Annotated in this window: 12 protein-coding genes and 1 pseudogene; 11 read left to right on the forward strand and 2 right to left on the reverse strand. The window is 43.2% G+C overall.

The window, feature by feature from the left end; translation table 11 throughout:
• Positions 1–31: 31 nt before the first annotated feature.
• Entirely contained in the window at positions 32–868 is an 837-nt protein-coding gene (locus LC508_RS22865; RefSeq protein WP_054350619.1) for an MBL fold metallo-hydrolase, read from the forward strand.
• 62 nt (positions 869–930) lie between these two features.
• Here LC508_RS22865 and LC508_RS22870 read toward each other — a convergent pair whose 3' ends face one another.
• Complete coding sequence (locus LC508_RS22870) at positions 931–2409, reverse strand: helix-turn-helix domain-containing protein (RefSeq protein ID WP_118593873.1); 1479 nt, start codon at positions 2407–2409, stop codon at positions 931–933.
• A gap of 6 nt (positions 2410–2415) precedes the next feature.
• Positions 2416–4080, reverse strand: coding sequence for a sensor histidine kinase (locus tag LC508_RS22875; protein ID WP_158587254.1), 1665 nt, complete (start codon positions 4078–4080; stop codon positions 2416–2418).
• Positions 4081–4485: 405 nt separating this feature from the next.
• Between LC508_RS22875 and LC508_RS22880 the strand changes: the two genes are divergently transcribed.
• The 10 genes and pseudogenes from LC508_RS22880 (at position 4486) to LC508_RS22925 (ending at position 17807) form a co-directional block, all read left to right on the forward strand.
• The gene (locus tag LC508_RS22880; RefSeq protein ID WP_033139141.1) at positions 4486–5421 is read left to right on the forward strand and encodes a sugar phosphate isomerase/epimerase family protein; all 936 of its coding nucleotides are present in this window, start codon (positions 4486–4488) and stop codon (positions 5419–5421) included.
• Between the two features lie 250 nt (positions 5422–5671).
• Positions 5672–6580 (forward strand): carbohydrate ABC transporter permease, encoded by a 909-nt coding sequence (locus LC508_RS22885; protein WP_052098771.1) that lies wholly within the window; start codon positions 5672–5674, stop codon positions 6578–6580.
• Positions 6581–6592: 12 nt separating this feature from the next.
• The gene (locus tag LC508_RS22890; protein ID WP_033139140.1) at positions 6593–7432 is read left to right on the forward strand and encodes a carbohydrate ABC transporter permease; all 840 of its coding nucleotides are present in this window, start codon (positions 6593–6595) and stop codon (positions 7430–7432) included.
• Positions 7433–7454: 22 nt separating this feature from the next.
• Positions 7455–8789: an ABC transporter substrate-binding protein gene (locus LC508_RS22895; RefSeq protein WP_103732628.1), complete on the forward strand. Its 1335-nt coding sequence runs from the start codon at positions 7455–7457 to the stop codon at positions 8787–8789.
• Positions 8790–8798: 9 nt separating this feature from the next.
• On the forward strand, positions 8799–10040 hold the full coding sequence (locus LC508_RS22900; RefSeq protein ID WP_033139138.1) for an MFS transporter: 1242 nt from the start codon (positions 8799–8801) through the stop codon (positions 10038–10040).
• A gap of 242 nt (positions 10041–10282) precedes the next feature.
• Entirely contained in the window at positions 10283–13396 is a 3114-nt protein-coding gene (locus LC508_RS22905; RefSeq protein ID WP_103732112.1) for an alpha-mannosidase, read from the forward strand.
• Between the two features lie 250 nt (positions 13397–13646).
• Positions 13647–13853 (forward strand): annotated as a pseudogene (locus tag LC508_RS28790) (DUF3786 domain-containing protein); the annotation flags it as partial.
• A gap of 348 nt (positions 13854–14201) precedes the next feature.
• A complete protein-coding gene (locus LC508_RS22915) occupies positions 14202–14825 on the forward strand; it encodes a TetR/AcrR family transcriptional regulator (RefSeq protein ID WP_158587253.1) in 624 nt (207 codons plus the stop codon).
• Between the two features lie 178 nt (positions 14826–15003).
• Complete coding sequence (locus tag LC508_RS22920; protein ID WP_033139134.1) at positions 15004–16332, forward strand: MFS transporter; 1329 nt, start codon at positions 15004–15006, stop codon at positions 16330–16332.
• Between the two features lie 56 nt (positions 16333–16388).
• Positions 16389–17807, forward strand: coding sequence for a sodium:solute symporter family protein (locus LC508_RS22925; protein ID WP_103732114.1), 1419 nt, complete (start codon positions 16389–16391; stop codon positions 17805–17807).
• The last annotated feature ends 17 nt before the right edge of the window (positions 17808–17824 follow it).

The raw sequence follows: 17824 nt of genomic DNA on the forward strand, positions 1-17824 counted from the left end.
GGCATAAAATTATTTAAAGGAGAAGGCAACCATGAAAATTAAATATTTAGGTACCGCAGCAGCAGAGGGCATCCCGGCCTTATTTTGCAATTGTCCGATATGTACATATGCAAGAGAACACCGGAAGAGAGAAGTGAGAACGAGATCCCAGGCATTGATTGATGATAAGCTGCTCATTGATTTTCCGGCAGACAGTTATAAACATGCATTGGAAAATGAAATAGATTTGTCGGCAATTTCACATCTTTTGATAACCCATTCACATGATGATCATTTTTATCCTATGGATTTATTCATGCGTCATCCGGAATATGGAAAGAAATGGGGAGCTGAGCAGCTTCATATTTATGGAAACGGTGCGGTGATTCGTCTTTTAAAGGAGATGGCAGAAAGATTTTCCGTTGAAGATATATGGGAATATATTGTTCCCCACGAAATTAAACCATTTGACGTTCTGGAAATAGAAAATTACAGGATCACAGCATTGCCTGCCAGGCATATGCAGACAGAAGAGGCGTTATTGTTTTTGATTGAAAAAGAAGATACAGCCTTTTTATATGGCAATGATACCGGAATTCCGGGCGAGGAATTTTGGAAGGGATTAAAAGGCACAAAGTTAAATGGTGCCAGTATGGATTGCACGATGGGAAAGGAAAAATCAAAATACCATGGACATATGGGTTTTGGGGATATACTGGAAGTAAAGGAAAGAATGGAAAAAGAAGGGGCTGCCGATCAGGAGACTGCATGGGTAGTGACACATTTCTCGCATAATGGCGGCTGGACATATGAAAGGATGACAGAAGACCTGAAAGATACTGTATTTCAGGCGGCTTTTGATGGTATGTGTATAGAAATAGGTAAGTAAAACCAGGGTATTTCAGACAGGAAGTCTCAGATTTTATTCTGAGGCTTTCTGTCTGTAATGAATCAGGAATTATTACGAAAATGATTCGGAGAAACGCCGTACTGGGATTTGAATGCTCTTGAAAAATTAAACGCGTTTTCATACCCTACATTTGCTGCGATTTGCTGAATGGAGAGATTGGGATTCTTCAAAAACTCCAGTGCATGTTCCATACGGACCATACGCAGATATTCCTGAAACGGCATATGGAATGTCTTATGAAAAGACTTGCTCAAATAGGAATAACTCATAAAGAAACGGTCAGCTAAAGCTGAAAGCGTCAGTTCTTCCATGTAATGCGTATCCACATAATTCTTTACCATATCCAAAGAATTGGAAGACTCAGGATGCTGGGAAATTTGCTGTGAATACCTGATCAGTTTATTATGAAGGTAGTTTTCCAGACTCTCATAATCCGCAAAAGAAGAGAGAGGAGGACAGCGCTGGCTCAGTTCAAAATAGTTTAGTGTGGATAAGGCTGCACCCAGTACCTCGTTAAAGTAATGATAGAAAATGTTCAAATCTGGTATGGTGAGCTCTTTGATTTTTTTAAAAAAAGTAATGCGCTGTGCACTGTTGGCAATCAGGGAAGGTGTTTGGATAAACTGATTCATCATATGTTTAAGCTTTTGAGGAATACCCTGTTTTGCCATTGGCGTCATATCTGTAAAGAGATGTCCGTATCCTAGGGGAAGACGCAGACAGATATATTCCTGTGCCCTCTGAAAGTGCCGGGCAATACCTGAAATGTCGGAAGGAGACATCAGACACCCCACGCAGGAATCTTTGTTTGCATCAATAGTACCCAGAAGAAAATTTCTGAGGGGTTCATAACTTTCGGCAGCGCAGATCATAACAATTTCAAACTGTGATAACGTATTGCATAAAACATGGCCGATGGTATCATAAACCGCATTGATCTTATGATTCATTGCATCATAGGTCTGAGGGGAACGAAAAGCCAATATGGCAATACAGCAGTTATCTTCAATTCCTTCATTGGCAAGACCGTCAAGAAAAGATGCGGGAGGAGTGCCGTTAGCGGGAAGCTGTGTCAGCTTTTGCAAAAGGTTTTCCGAAAGATGAAAAAGATTTTCCCGGAATTTGTAAGGTACATGAGGATAGCTTTGAAAAGCGGAGAAAGCTTTTGTGAGAACTTTGCACAGACTATCATTGAGAATCGGTTTTAGGAGATAGTCCATAGCCCCGTTTTGAAAAGCGCCTCTTACATAATCAAAATCATCATATCCACTGAGCACAATAAACTGGACGGGATGAAGTTTTTTGCTTAAAGCATGAATCAGGCTGATACCATCCATGCCGTTCATTTTGATATCAGTAAATACAATCTGAGGTTTGTAGGTCCGGCAAATTTCCAGGGCATCTTCCCCGCTCAGGCAGGTTCGGATTTCGCCGGCTTCCGGAAAATTGAGCAGGCGAATCTTGTTATGCAGGCCCTCGCAGATATAATATTCGTCATCGACAATCAGGATATTGTACATAGTTCATTACTCCTCCTTTATTACGTCAGCCGGAATATAAATCATTATAGTAGTCCCATGGTGTTCCCGGCTTTCAATTGTAAGCTGAGCACGTTGGCTGTAAAAAAGTTTCAGTCGTCTATAGATGTTCTGCAGGCCGATAAAAGTACCGTTGGAAGAATCCAGTAAAGTTTCAGAAGGATGTTCCAGGCTGTATAATACCTCTGATAATCGGTCCGGTGACATGCCGTCTCCATCATCGCAAACCTTTATTTCCATAAAATCAGCCATTGGTTTAATGGAAATATGTATATGCAGCGAAGTGTTAGGCGATACCAATCCGTGTAGAATGGAATTTTCCAAAAGAGGCTGCAGTAAAAATTTAATAATCTGTATCTTTTGAACGGATTCAGGAACGTCCGTAGTCAAACGTAATTGATTAAAATAGCGGATATTGTACACGTTGATCAAAGAGACAGCGGTGCGAAGTTCAGATTCAATCGTCGCGTACAATCCGTCATTTTTTATGTTGTAACGGAGAATCTGTCCAAAAGATGCAATGGATTCTGCAAGTATTTCCTGGCCATGCTGGGAAGCGTATCCGGAAAAAATACTCAGTGTGTTATAGATAAAATGCGGATTGATCTGATATTGCAGAGCTTTTAGCTGAGCCTGAGTCTGAGTGGTTTCTTTCTCTACGGTTTCCTGTATCAGGGAATTTATTTTATCCAGTAAAATATTGTATCTGTGGGCAATCATACCGATTTCATCAGAACGCGTTTCCGGTATCTTTTCTTTAAAACCATGGGCAATGATTGCATCCATCAGATTCAGATCGGTGTGAAGCTGATGAAAAGATTTTCGGATAAAAATTGTTAACAGTATAAACTGAAGTACAGCAAATGAGGCCAGTACCAGGGAAAGACTGAACACAGGGCGGTTACTGGAATAAAAAGTAAGCGGCTGCGTGTTCATGATCATAATGTCAAAATGCTCCATCATACAGCAGATGTATTGTTCTTTGCCGGAGTTTATGAAAAACGGAGCGGAATTTGCATCATCATTAAGAAGCTCCTCCAGGTTTTGGGGTGGTTCTGCCCCGTAACCTTTTTGCGAGTCCTGAAACCAGGCAAAATAATTTCCGTTTTGCGAAGGACGAAACAGAGTCGGAAATATTTTGGACGGGGAGCATTCAAAAACAATATATCCCATACAGGAACCCTGGTATTCTGTATTGATTTTTTGTATGACCAGGATGATATTTTTGTCTGCAGAACTTGTGGAGTATCCGCAGGTATCATGAAAAACTTCAGTTTGTTTCGTATCGAGATAAAAAAGGCCAAATTCGCTTTCTGCTTCCTGAAACTGTTGAAAAAAATCCAGATTTACAAGCCGGTCTGCAGACCAGAAATAGCTGCCTTCCTCCTCCAGAGGAGTTGTTGTAAAAATGTTGGCTGTGTTGACACCCAGATTTCTGTATTTTAAAGAATATTTAATGGAAGCAATGATTTCGCCCAGATATTTTTCAGACCATACAGGAAATTTATTCAGCCCCATACGATAATGTTTTCCGAGATAATTATTCAGGGGTTGTGAGTAGGCAATATCTCTTGAAAGGTCTGAAATAGAAGTAAGAATATTATCCAGTGTTTTCGTTGTCTGTTCGATCGCTATGCCCTGTTCATGAATCAACTGTGTGTGTAATTCCCGTGTTTGTTTTTTATACAGATAGAAGGAAAAAAACAGTGTGGGAATCGTCAAAAAGAGCAGGGATAATATACATATTTTTTGAACCAGTGTTCGTTTGGTGAAAAGGCTCATAGGCACCTCCAATATATTGGAATAATGTAATAAATGATATAATTACTTCTAATATGTGGACATTATAACATAAGGCTTTTAATTTGTATGCATATCTATACCAAATGAACAAAAGAAGATATTCAATAGCAAAAGATGATATGTAGATTAAGAAAGAAAGATGCTATACTTCAAATATAAATTTTAGAATATAAACAATTGCAGTTGGATGTGCAAAAGCTAAGTCCAATTGCACAAAAAAGGCGCAGGCCAAAACAGCAGCTGGGGGAAAGATATATGTTGGAAACATCGGTTAATACAGACTATAACAATGACTTGCATGATTGGGCAAGTATGGAACATCAGATATGTTGTCTGGCGGAGGCGGGTTTTACGCATACACAGTGGATCCATGACTGGTCGGATGAATATATGTACAGTAAAAGTGAAATGCTTCAGGCAGGAGCAGTTCTGAAACATTACGGAGTAAAGGGACATTCTGTTCATGCAACGGAGGGGGGAAGCCGAAAAGATTACACAAACGCAAATGAGTATTTGCGGCTGGCGGGAGCAGACCTTTTAAAAAACAGGATTGATCTGTGTACGCATATTGGAGCAAATGTAATGGTTTTACATATGCAGCTTCCATTTCGGGAATTTGAGAAAAATGAAAGTAATATGAAAGATTATTACCGGCAGGTGTACCGTTCCTTCGATGAGATACAGGGCTATGCGAAAGCGGCGGGGGTAAAAATTGCTCTGGAGAATCTTCTTCTGACACCTATGAAGTACCAGATTGATAAGTATGAGAGAATATTTGACAGGTATGATGATGATTTTATAGGATTGTGTTATGATTCCGGTCATGCCAGTATTATGAGCCAGGATAACTATTATGTATTCCTGGAAAAATATTATGACCGTCTCTATGCGACACACCTTCAAGATACAGATTCCATTGCACCCGAAAAGTTGAATGACGAGCGGGCGGTGGTGATGGCAGATGCTCACAGAGTACCATTTACCGGAGTGCTGGATTGGAATCAGATTGCCCGCTGGGTGGCAAAAGCTCCAATAGATCTTCCTGCGGATTTTGAGGTAGGGCTGAAATATGGAGAAGCATTTGAGTCCCATGAGGAAGAGATAAGTCTGCTGAAAGACTGTCATGAGAGAGCTCTCAGATTTCATCAAATGGTACTGGATGCAAAAGCTTCGGAAAGTGTTTGTGATTGATAAGAAAATTTGAAGGGACGGCGGGAACTGTATTAAAAAAGCAGTTTCTGCCGCCCTTTTGTTTTGTGTCAATCGGATATGAATTGTATAAAAATGCTATATGGTATGGAGGGGTCCCACATATGCCTGTACGAGATGAACAAAAGAAGACATTCATTGGCAAATAAAGATATGTAAATTGAATAATGCGGATGCTACAATTCAGATATGAATTTGAGTATGAACAGAAAAGGGAAAGGAAAGTGAAAATATGCAGAAAGAGGGAAAAAGAAAAGTAAAAGTGCATTATTCACGGAAAGAGAATCTCACAGGGGTTATGTTTGTGGTGCCGGCGTTGATTCCGCTGCTTATCTTTTGGGTAATACCGGTAGTATGGTCCGGTGGGCTCAGCTTTACGGACTGGGATATGATGTCTGAAAATATCAACTTCATGGGTCTTAAGAATTTTGCCAGTCTGTTGAGGGACCCTAAATTTGGGGACGTACTGTGGAATACACTGGTTTTTGCAGTGGGGAGCACCGTTCCGACGATTGTCTTAGGTTTATTGGTAGCATTGCTGATGAATGGTGCAAGAAAAGGAACCGGGGTGTATCGTACCGTGATCTTCGCACCATATATCACACCCATGGTTGCAGTCAGTGTTGTATGGTCCTGGATCTTTGAACCACGTGTGGGAATTTTGAACTATATTCTGGGTCTCTTTGGACTTCCCGGCAGTCAGTGGACACAAAGCAGCAGTACAGCGATGCTCAGTGTTTTGATCGTGACTGTATGGAAGGGTATCGGTTGGACCATGATCTTTTATATGGAAGCGCTTCGGAAGGTTCCGCAGAGTCTGAAGGAGGCAGCAGCCATTGATGGCGCCAATGGATTTCAGCAGTTTTGGAAAGTTACGCTTCCAATGATATCTCCTACAACATTTTTCCTGGTTATCATGTCCAGTATCAGTTCGCTTCAGGCGTATGACCAGATTCAGGTACTGACACAGGGAGGTCCGGCAGGTTCCACCCGTACACTGCTGTATTATTACTATCAGGAAGCGTTCAGAAATTTTGAAACCGGAAAAGCCTCAGCGGTGGCAGTGGTGCTGGTGCTTATAACTGTGGTTCTTTCCTGGGCTGAGACTGAAATTTCCAAGAAAACCGTATTCTATAACTAGGAGGTGACAACAGTGACGAGAAAAAAAGGAATAAAGAATAGTCTGGTTCATGTGATTCTGGTTTTGACAAGTTTTTTAATAGCATTTCCATTTCTATGGATGTTCACCAATTCCATAAAGACGAAAAATGAAATCTGGGAAGTCCCGCCAAAGGTTTTTCCTTCAGTGGCTCAGTGGATCAACTACGGAGATGCGCTGGCAGACGGAACATTTTTTAAATATATGTGGAATAGTGCTTACACAGCGGTTATTATTACAGCAGTGATCTTAATTAATTCAGCAATGTTTGCATATGCGCTGGTTCATATCCATTTTCGCGGGAAAAATATTTTGATCGCATTGATCATGATTACATACATTATGCCGGCCAGTACAACTTATGTGCCATCATATGTGATTTTATCAAAATTAGGATTGATGAATACCCATGCCGGCTATATTTTTTCCAGTTGTGCAAGTATTTTTAATATCTTTTTCTTAAGAACGGTATTTGCACAAATCAGTCCGGGTATTGTGGAAGCCGCACGTATTGACGGGGCAGGACATTGGAAGATTCTATGGAAGGTAGTTGCCCCCATGTCAGTTTCATCGTTTGTTACCCTGGGATTACTTTCCTTCCTGGGCAGTTATAACAGTTTTATGTGGCCTTCCTTATTGATTCACGATAAGGAAAAATACCTGGTGAGCATGGGACTGCAGGCATTCTTTACATCAGAGGGTGCTTATGGATTAAAGTGGGGAACTATTATGGCAGCATGTTGTGTGATCGTATTTCCATTGTTGTTACTGTTCTTTTTCGGACAACGTTGGATTTTAAACGGAATTACCAGTGATGCTGCGGTAAAAGAATAAAAAAGTTAAGGAGAAAACGAAAATGAAAAAACGAACAATTGCACTGACACTGGCAATGCTGACAATGGTATCAGCAGTCGGATGCGGAAAGAATGATTCCGGAAGTACAGCAAAGGGCGGAAACGAAAGCGCTTCAGGCCCGGTGGAAATTGAATTCTGGTACGGGCTGGGGGGAACTCTGGGTGAGACTATGGAAGAGATGATTGTTGCCTTTAATGAGTCACAGGATGAGGTTGTTGTGAAAGGTGTGGTTCAGTCGAGCTATGAGGAGACCAGTAAGATGCTGCAGGCGGCAATTGCATCCGGAGAGGTTCCGGCCTGTTATTTGGGAAGCCACATAGATTCCACTACGTTTGCGGAAAAAGGGGTATTGGAATATATGGATGATTATATTGCTGCAGATCCTGAGTTTGACAAAGATGACATTATAGAAGCTTTCATGGATTATTGCCGTGACAGTGAAGGCCATGTGTACAGCCTTCCGGTATGGGGAACTACACAGGTAGTTTATTATAGAAAAGATATGTTTGAGGAAGTGGGTCTGGATCCAGATGAAGTATTTGCTACCTGGCAGAATGTTGCTGATGCAGCACGTACGCTGCAGGAACATTATAAAACAGAGGAACCCAATTTCTTCGGATTTGAGCCAATGTCCGGACCTGACTGTCTGGTTGACATTGCATGCAGTAATGCAGGAACCATTGTAAGTGAGGACGAGAAAACCGTTACCTTTAACAGTGACGCATTTGTGGAAGCAATGGAATCTGCCCGCAAATGGATCAATGAAGAGAAAATCATGGGAATCCACTTTGGCGGAGACGGCTGGGAATATTGGTATAAGACCATTGATGATGTAATGCAGGGAAGGGCCGGAGGATATATAGGTTCCAGCGGTGACCAGGGAGATCTGGATTTTAATATTATTGCGGCACATGTGCAGCCCGGATTTAACGACAACCCGCCAAAACCTTATGTAGACCCCATTACAGCGGCTATTGTGAAGAAAGCACCGGATGTTGAAAAACAGGCAGCTTTCAAATTCCTCACCTATCTTAATAAAGTGGGAACAAAAAACTTCTCTATGAGTGCAGGATATGTACCGGTACGCAGCTCAGTTAAAGAAGATGAAGAATATAAAGCATATTTGGAAAAGAATCCACAGGCACTTGTGCCGATCGAACAGGCTGAACTTGGACGCAGAAAATGGCATGATATTACCGGTGGTGATGTAATGACCGCATTGTCAGATGCATGTGACCTGATCGAGATTGAAAATGTACCGGCAAAAGAAGCGCTGGATGACGCGGCAGTCATTGCACAGCAGGCATTGGATGAATACTGGGCAAATCAGGAATAAATAAAAATTATGAAAAATGCAGGAAAAAACAGTGCAGCAGCATTGGGTATGGTATGTTGGATCGTATATTTTTCTATCTATCTTGGACGTTTGAATTTTTCTGCAAGTATGGGTGATATGACTCAGACAGGATTGTGGGGGAAAACAGAGCTGGGAAGTGTTGCGGCGGCATTTTATCTGGCATACGGACTGGCTCAGATTCCCTGTGGCATTCTAGGAGACAAAATCTCGCCTAAGAAACTGGTTTCTATTGGTCTGATTGGGACTACAGCGGCCAATTTATTATTTCCGTTTGTTGACAGTGTTACAGGAATGCAGATTCTGTGGTTTCTAAATGGTGTATCCCAGGCCATGATCTGGCCGCCGGTGGTAAAGATGGTGATAAATCTGACTTACGGACAGCAGTCGGTAAATATTATCTTAATGTTGTCATTTACAGCTCCGGCGGGAATGCTGGCGGCATATCTTCTGGATGCAGTTATGCTAAAGGCAGCAAACTGGAGATACTGTTTCTGGAGTGCCGGGATCTGGCTTGCTGCAGTTGTTTTGTTGTGGCAGATTGCAATTCCGATCATTGAGAAAAAAATTGAAAAAGTTCAGAAGCCAATTCAGAATACACAGCCCGGCAAAAGGCAGGTAAATAAAAAGAAAATATCTCTGGCAGCTTCCGGGGTTTTGTGGATGCTTGCTGCTACGTTTATCCATGGCGTATTAAAAGATGGACTGACAACCTGGATACCTACTTATCTGATAGAAAGATTTACCATCAGTTCGTCATTATCGGTTATTATTTCTATGGTGATTCCCATAGTGAATCTGTCCGGTGTCTATATGGCAGGATATGGGAACCGGACGCTTTTTAAGAATGAAACCAAGACCGGAGCAGTTTTCTTTGGGGTTTCTGTTGTATGTATTGTTTTGATGATGACAGGACTTTCCCTTCCGGGAAGTATGGTGGTATTTGCAGTGGTTACCAGTATGATGACAGGAGTAAATACATTGTTTGTCAGTTTACTGCCCATGCATTTCCGTGGTGAAGGTAAAGTATCTACCGCAACCGGGGTTTTAAATGCCATTACCCACCTGGGAAGTGCAGCTGCCAGTATCCTGTTCGGCGTGCTGACAGAAAAGTTTGGTTGGGGCGGAACAGAATTTGCCTGGTGTCTGTGTGGAATTGCCGGGATGTTCTGCTGTATAATCCCTATAAAACGCTGGGGGATAAACAGAAAGAATATTTATACGGAATACTGATAACAGTCCGATTAAAATTATGAGGAATCAGGAATAAAAAATTAAGGTGTACAGATCTGTGATAAAAATCTGTACACCTTTTTATCGGTGCAAAAGAGGAATGGAAAAAGCCACATGATACGGAGATAAATATTAAAATTTACACATAAAATTCACAGAAACACAAGACAAAAAGGAAGTTTTTGTTTAAAGTATAAATAAAAGAGTTGAGATAAACGAAATTCTATAAGGAGGAACAACAGATGTTTTTGACACTGGACAAGTTTGAAAGAAGAGTAAGCGAACTGGGCCGGCGCAGATACTTTAGCCATCAGTGCATCGCGCCGTTCATATCTATGGAGGGAAATCTTCCAAAAGACGAGAGCTATTGCGGGCTGCCGGAGAAAATAGAGGGGCCGGAGTTCGGAATCAACGATTCCTTTGTGGGAAGAGACCGTTATCTGTGGATCGAAAAAGAAGTGAAATTGCCGGAAGAAAAAGAAGGCTGTGAAGTAGTTGGTTTATTTGACTTTGGTGAGACCGGAGGCGGATACAACAGCGGATTTGAGTCCCTGCTGTATGTGGATGGACATCCTTATCAGGGTGTGGACACCAACCACAATGAAGTTATTTTCCGGGGGGAAGAGGGAAAAGCGGTACGTCTCACATTCCTTCTCTGGACCGGATTGGAAGGGGGCGGCGCGCACCGCACCTTTTTCCATCAGTGTAAACAGGCGGATGTGGCGTATCTGCATAAGACCACAGATGAGCTGTATTATTTTGCAAAAGCCATCACCGGTACACTGCGGCTGATGCCGGAGGACAACGAGCAGTATGTGAAGCTGAAAGCCGCTCTGGACCGGGTGCTTCAGTTTATCAATTGGGATGAGGAATATTTCTATAAGACAGTGGAGACAGCCTATGAGGTTCTGATGACTGAGCTTGACCAGATGGAGAAGCATACCGATGTGACAGTCAGCGTAGTAGGACATACCCATATTGACGTGGCATGGCTGTGGCGGCTGAAGCACACCAGAGAGAAAGCACAGCGATCTTTTTCTACTGTGCTCCGCCTGATGGAACTGTATGATGAGTTTATTTTCCTTCAGACCCAGCCTCAGCTTTACAAATATATCAAAGAGGACTGCCCGGAACTGTATGCCAAGATCAAAGAAAAAGTGTCGGAAGGCAAATGGGAACCCGACGGCGGCATGTGGGTGGAAGCTGACTGTAACATTTCCTCCGGTGAAGCACTGGTGCGCCAGTTCCTCCACGGGACCCGCTTTATGGAAAAGGAGTTTGGAAAAAAATGTGAGTATCTGTGGCTGCCTGACGTATTCGGTTACAGCTGGGCGCTGCCTCAGATTCTGAAACAGTGTGAGATAGATACATTTATGACTACCAAGATCAGTTGGAACCAGTTTAACAGCATTCCTGATGACTTGTTCCGATGGAGGGGGATTGACGGCAGTGAGGTGCTGACTTATTTTGTAAATACTCCCAGTGAGGGACAGGACTCAGACACCAGATATGCCACATATAACGGAATGGTGACACCTCATGCAGTGATCGGAAGCTGGAAGAAATTTAAGAACAAGGAACTGAGCAGCGAGACGCTGATCTCCTATGGTTACGGCGACGGAGGCGGCGGTGTTACCAGGGATATGCTGGAACTAAGAAGAGCCATGGACGTGATTCCTGGTCTGCCGAAAGTAAAGGCTGTACAGGCGAAAGATTTCTTCCGCAGGATGCATGAGAATGTGGACAAAACGGATCGCTACGTCCACACCTGGGATGGCGAACTGTATCTGGAATACCACAGAGGAACGTATACATCCCAGGCATACAATAAGAAAACAAACCGCCGTCTGGAAAACAAACTGGCCCGGACAGAATGGCTGTCCTCTCTGTCTTACATCCTGGGCGGAAATTACGCACAGCAGGAACTGAATAAAAGCTGGGAGTGCGTGCTGCTTCACCAGTTCCATGATATTATCCCGGGCTCTTCCATCCATGAAGTTTATGAGGATTCCCATGTCAACTATGGTATGGCGGAGGAGAGGGCAGACCGGATAACAGATGATGTGCTTAACATTGTTACAAAACCGGAAGCGCATATGTACAGCGTATATACCACCAATAGCTTTGGCGGAAAAGAGCTGGTTCTGATTCCGGAAGAAGGGACAGGAAGATTTGTGGATGAAAAGGGACAAAAGCTGGAAGCCCAGAAGACTGCGGGCGGATACGAAGTTCTGGTAGAAGCGGAACCTTTTGGGGCGGCTGCCGTGAAGTTTGAGCCTGCCGAAGATGTGCATTTTGAAGCGGAAGATACTTCCGGCGACAGCTTTTCATTTGACGGAAATACACTGGAAACCCCAATCTACACCATTTCCTGGAATGAGGACGGACAGTTGACCGAGATTTTCGATAAAGAGGCGGACAGGTCTGTGCTGAAAGAGGGCCAGCCCGGAAATGTACTGGAAATCTATGAGGATAAGCCCATTAATTACGATGCCTGGGATATTGATATTTTCTATACTCAGAAAAAAGAAACAGCAAAGCTGGCAGAAGCTGTAGAACTGGTGGAAAAGGGAGAGTTAAAAGCAGTGGTACGCTTTGTATTTAAGTACCACAAGTCCACCATCCGGCAGGATATGACAGTGTATAAAGATTCCCGAAGAATTGATTTTGTCACTCAGGCAGACTGGCAGGAGACCCAGAGACTGCTGAAAACTGCATTTTACACTAATATCCGTTCCACAAAGGCAGTCTATGATATCCAGTTCGGACATGCGGAGCGCCCCACCCACTGGAACACCAGCTGGGACTGGGCAAGATACGAAGTCTGCGGACATAAATGGGCAGACCTTTCAGAAAACGGATATGGTGTCAGCCTGTTGAATGATTGTAAATATGGATACAGCATCAAAGACAATGCTGTAAAGCTAAGCCTGTTGAAGAGCGCAGTTTATCCGGACACCACGGCGGATAAGGGGGTGCATGAATTTATTTATTCTCTGTATCCCCATATTGGAAATGTGACAGAAGGCGGGACCATCGAAGCTGCCAACCAGCTGAACCTGCCTGCACAGGTTATTTCCGGTGTATTTACGGACCGGAGAAAGCTTGTGGAAGTGTCTTCGGACTGTGTGCAGATTGATGCAGTGAAGAAGGCGGAGGAGGAAGACTGCCTGATCGTAAGGCTGCATGAGTGCAGGGGCGGAAGAAGAAAAGTGACCCTTACTTCCCAGTTTGATGTAAAACGTATCGTGCCCTGTAATTTACTGGAGCATGACACCGGAGAGGCAGTGGAAGGCTCCAAAGTATCCTTTGAGGTTACCCCGTTTATGATCAAGACCTTTAAACTGTATCTGTAAAAGTGGAGAAAAAGGATTGTGAAAAACAATATATCTAACTATGAAAAGATGAAAAACCATATGGCAGGCGTATTTTTGCAGTATGAACAGGAGAGAAGAAAAGGCAGATTATAATGAAGTCATGACCATATATGATGTGCTTTGTTATTCCAAGGAGAACTGTCATCTCGCGGATGAATGGGCAACAGTATTTTGACGGAAAAATAAATAAACTGGCCCGTGCCTGTGAGAAACTTGGGGGAAGAAAAATAAAAAAGGAAATGTAGGTTATGAACTTGCATTGTTTCCTTTTCTTCCCCTGTCCTTGTGTTTCTGGGAATCTGATGAGGACTTTCCCGCCAGTCTGCAGATTCTGACAGATAAGAACATTCTTGATTATATGCATTACGAAACGCTGATGTTTGCAATCACGCATATGTTTAATCGTTTGAAAGAAGAATGTGAGGAAGGCAGATAACATCAGGAGCCACCGCGATATGGAGCAGAATGTTCCATATCGCGGCGGCGTGTTGCTGTTCCTTGATCTGTGTTTTTATAGAGAAGTGAGCAGCAGTATTTAATATAACAAAACATATAAAACTCTTGACAAAAATTGTAAACGCGTTTACAATCTAAATAAAAGTAAACACGTTCGCATTTTAAAAGAAAAACAATATTCCTTGACGCCCACCCCAAAGTAAGTTACTATTCATTATGAGTTAATGCGTTCACAATTTTAACTACAATGATATATCTGCAATTACAGAAAAATACATACGATATGGCTGTTTATGAAAAAGGTTATGAAACAAAGAGACGTTTGATCATGTCAATGTACAACAAATTAAAGGTACAGGATGCATCAGAAATTACTGTACGTGAGATCGCGAAGGAGAATCAATGTTCCCCGGCTGCGTTGTACCGGCATTTTGAAAGTCTGGAATATTTGATCATCCTTGGCTCCATGAGATTTTTTATCGACTACATGGTTGAATACGGTCATCTGATGGATTCCAACAATAATCTGATGGATTCCTACATTAAAGGATGGAAATTATTCAACAAGTATGCATTTGAGAGGCCCGATCTGTATTACCGTCTATTGTGGGGGCAGTATAACGCCATGTTTTCCGATGCGTTGGTGGAATACTTTGAGTTGTTTCCGGTGTCAGGTTCGGAACGGTATCCTGCGTATTTTTATACGCTGCTTTTTACTGAGGATATCATAGAGCGTGATTTTCTGATGCTGAGGCGGGCCGTGAATTATAATTTGTTATCTTATGAAGATGCTGTTTATTTCAGTAAATCCAATACACTGATCGTCAAGGGAATGCTTGAGATGTATATGGGGCGTGATTTGGAAAGCAGAAGGCAGGGAGAGCAGGAGTGCAATGAACTCCTTCTGAAAAATCTTGAAAAGGTTTATGTTCCATCTGAACATGGACTTTAAATGCAGGGAGGGATAAGAGTATTGATTTTAATTGCAGGCAGGTGAACGCATTGGCTATTTTTTTGAAATAAAAAGTAAACACATTTACAATTTGCGGCGAACTGAGAATATCCTGTATGAATATTCGGTTGAAATGTAATGGGGAATACAGGCTTTAGGGAAAAAGGAGGAGGTTTCTATGGTAATTACAGGTAAGAAACGATGGTTTGTGCTGGTGATAGTATCTCTGATGGCGGGTGTTATGGTGTACGTGCCGTTTTTGCGCTACAGTTATTATGATCAGATGGTTATGCTGTTTTCTGAATATAAATCGGTTGCGTCTGCAGCCAACGTAAATGAATTTATCGGTGATTTTAGTTTCTGGTTTGGCCTTGTCTGTACGATCGGATATCCGATAGGCGGGATTCTGGTAGATAAGTTTGGTGAAAAATGGCTGCTGATCATCGGTTCCGTCATGATGGGGGCATGTTCTTTCTGGTTTGGTCTGGTCCCGGATAAACTGTCTATTATAATTATCCATGTGTTATATGGTGTGGGCACCAGCTTCTTCATCTGGAATGCTTATCTGAAGACCACACGTAAGATGGGAAATGCGTCCGAGCAGGGGTCCATGTTCTCGACTTCTGAATTTGTCAGAGCGATCATGGGCATGCTCCTCGGTTTTCTGGGTGTTGCCCTGTTAAACCGAGCGATTATGCCGGGCAATGCAACAGACCTTCAGGTGCTGGGGGCACAGTGGAGAAATATGCTGTTTTTCAACGGCGCTCTGTTTTTAGTATTGGCTGTCATCGTATTTTTTGTGGTTCCCAATAACATTATTGGAGCAGAGGACGCGGAACTTGCCGCCTCCGGAAAAGCTGCGCTGACACAGGAGAAACTGACTGCGGCGTCTGTTCTCAAAGTGCTGAAAATGCCCGGTACATGGCTGTTGTCGCTGCTGATCTTTTTCTGCTTTTCTTTTACCTCAGCGGCAAACGGATACCTTGGTTCCTATACGGTAAATGTCCTCGGTATATCCCAGACACAGGCGAGTACATTTGCAGTTGTCCGAAACTACATCATCGCAGGTCTTGCAACTCTTGCCATCGGATTTATTGCGGATAAGATTGGGTCAAAAGTTAAAACACTGGGGTATTATCTTGCCATTGCGACTGTACTGACTGTGGCGGTTCTCGTTACCAAAAACACTGCATTTCTATGCATTGGAGTTACCTTTGTATTCGCCGTTGTTTATACGGGCATGCGCGGTATCTATTTTGCGACTCTTGGCGAAGTTGGAATACCGCTGTCTCTTACAGGGGTTGCAACCGGGGTAATCTCGCTGATCTGTTATCTGCCGGATGTGTACTTTGCTAAACTGGCCGGTATCTGGCTGGATAAATACGGGAAGTTTGGCTATGACCTGATTTGGTATTGGGTGATTGGCTGTGGAATCTTGGGTATTCTGGTTGCGTTTATTTCGGTTCGTTATTCTAAGAAGCTGAAAGCAGAAGGAAAGGTTCAGTAATTTGGAAAGCGTATATCAGGAAATCAATAAAGTAAACTCATGAAAGGACGATACTTATGAGTACGACGCAAATGATTTTAGCGGGAGCTTTGATCGTCATTGACCTTCTGGTCTGTATGACAATCGGTATAAAAACGAGGGGCAAGGCGAAAAACGCTGAGGATTACTTTATTGGCGGGAAGAGGACAGGTACTTTTTTGCTTTTTCTTACTGCATGGGCAAGTTTCAGCGGTGCCGGTAATTTTATAGGTCAGGCCGGAAGGGGAGCATTGGAGGGAATCAGCGCTTACTGGCTTTGGCTTGGCGAGGGGCTGATGGGCGGAATCATCATGGGGTATATTCTGGCGCCTTATCTGGCCAGATTTAAATATCTGTCCATGCCTCATTTTGTGTCCGGCTATCTCTTTGGCGGGGACCACTATATCCGCAGGGTGGGCGGCCTGGCGGCTCTGATGCCCAATGTGGTCTGGCCCGGCGCACAGATTATGGGAGTGTCCTATGTTCTGGAGCAGGTGTTTGGGATAGATTACCGGATTGCGGTTATCGTGTGCGGAATTGTCTTTATCTTTTACACGGTAAGCGGCGGTCTGGAAGCTGTTATTTATGCGGATGCGCTCCATGGGACCATTCAGATGATCTTTGCTGTGGTCGTGATCTTCTTTGGTTTAAAGCTGTTTCATTTTGATTTCGGATATCTGCAGGATCAGATCATGCAGGTTGATCCTGCAAAATGGGATCTGTTCGCAGAGAAACCCACTGTTATTGTGACAGGATTTCTGACGGGTCTTGTGGGGGCTGTTTCCAATCCTATTTTCTGGAACCGTGCATTTGCTGCAAAAGATGTGCAGACGGCAAAACGCTCCTATGGGATTACTTTTTTTATGAATATCATTATGGTCTTTATTATGATCACCATTGGGATCGCTTCTCTCATGTATACCAATGCCGGAGACCAGGCACTTGTCTGGGTGATTTTAAATAAAATGCCGCCTGTCTGCGGTATCATCCTGGCGGAGAGTGTACTGGCTGCCTGTATGTCCTGCGCAGATACACATTTGAACTGCGCGGCAGCAAATGTGGTCTCTGATATCATAGATCCGGACTCGAAACTGGACGGGGAAAAGAGTATCAAATATGCGAAGGCAGCCACATTGGCAGCGGGAATTGTGGCCATTTTATCGGGACTGTATGCACCGTTTATTTACGCTTTGGGTACCTACGGATACACAGTCTGCGGCGGGGTTTTGATTCCCCTGTTTGTGATGGGATTAATATTCCGGGACCGTAAATCAGAAGAATTCAGTTCCGGACTCAGCATTAAGGCTGCCAGGATCGGTGTCACTCTGGGGATTGCCGCGGCAGTTGCATTTGAGGTGATACCTCCTCTTGCTGCAGTATTCGGAGGCGGTGTGATACCTGCTATTGCAGCAACGGTACTGGGTACTTTGATACCCAATGCTTTTATAAAAGAATGAAGTGTATGATGATTTAT

Origin of the sequence: Blautia parvula, from assembly GCF_020215665.1 — a bacterium.
GTDB lineage: Bacteria > Bacillota > Clostridia > Lachnospirales > Lachnospiraceae > Blautia > Blautia celeris.

What these genes read in the sequence shown, in the direction of transcription:
- LC508_RS22865 (WP_054350619.1), top strand. Translation starts at nt 32, where the DNA reads ATGAAAATTAAATATTTAGGTACCGCAGCAGCAGAGGGCATCCCGGCC.
- LC508_RS22870 (WP_118593873.1), bottom strand. Translation starts at nt 2,409, where the DNA reads ATGTACAATATCCTGATTGTCGATGACGAATATTATATCTGCGAGGGC.
- LC508_RS22880 (WP_033139141.1), top strand. Translation starts at nt 4,486, where the DNA reads ATGTTGGAAACATCGGTTAATACAGACTATAACAATGACTTGCATGAT.
- LC508_RS22885 (WP_052098771.1), top strand. Translation starts at nt 5,672, where the DNA reads ATGCAGAAAGAGGGAAAAAGAAAAGTAAAAGTGCATTATTCACGGAAA.
- LC508_RS22895 (WP_103732628.1), top strand. Translation starts at nt 7,455, where the DNA reads ATGAAAAAACGAACAATTGCACTGACACTGGCAATGCTGACAATGGTA.
- LC508_RS22900 (WP_033139138.1), top strand. Translation starts at nt 8,799, where the DNA reads ATGAAAAATGCAGGAAAAAACAGTGCAGCAGCATTGGGTATGGTATGT.
- LC508_RS22905 (WP_103732112.1), top strand. Translation starts at nt 10,283, where the DNA reads ATGTTTTTGACACTGGACAAGTTTGAAAGAAGAGTAAGCGAACTGGGC.
- LC508_RS22915 (WP_158587253.1), top strand. Translation starts at nt 14,202, where the DNA reads ATGTCAATGTACAACAAATTAAAGGTACAGGATGCATCAGAAATTACT.
- LC508_RS22920 (WP_033139134.1), top strand. Translation starts at nt 15,004, where the DNA reads ATGGTAATTACAGGTAAGAAACGATGGTTTGTGCTGGTGATAGTATCT.
- LC508_RS22925 (WP_103732114.1), top strand. Translation starts at nt 16,389, where the DNA reads ATGAGTACGACGCAAATGATTTTAGCGGGAGCTTTGATCGTCATTGAC.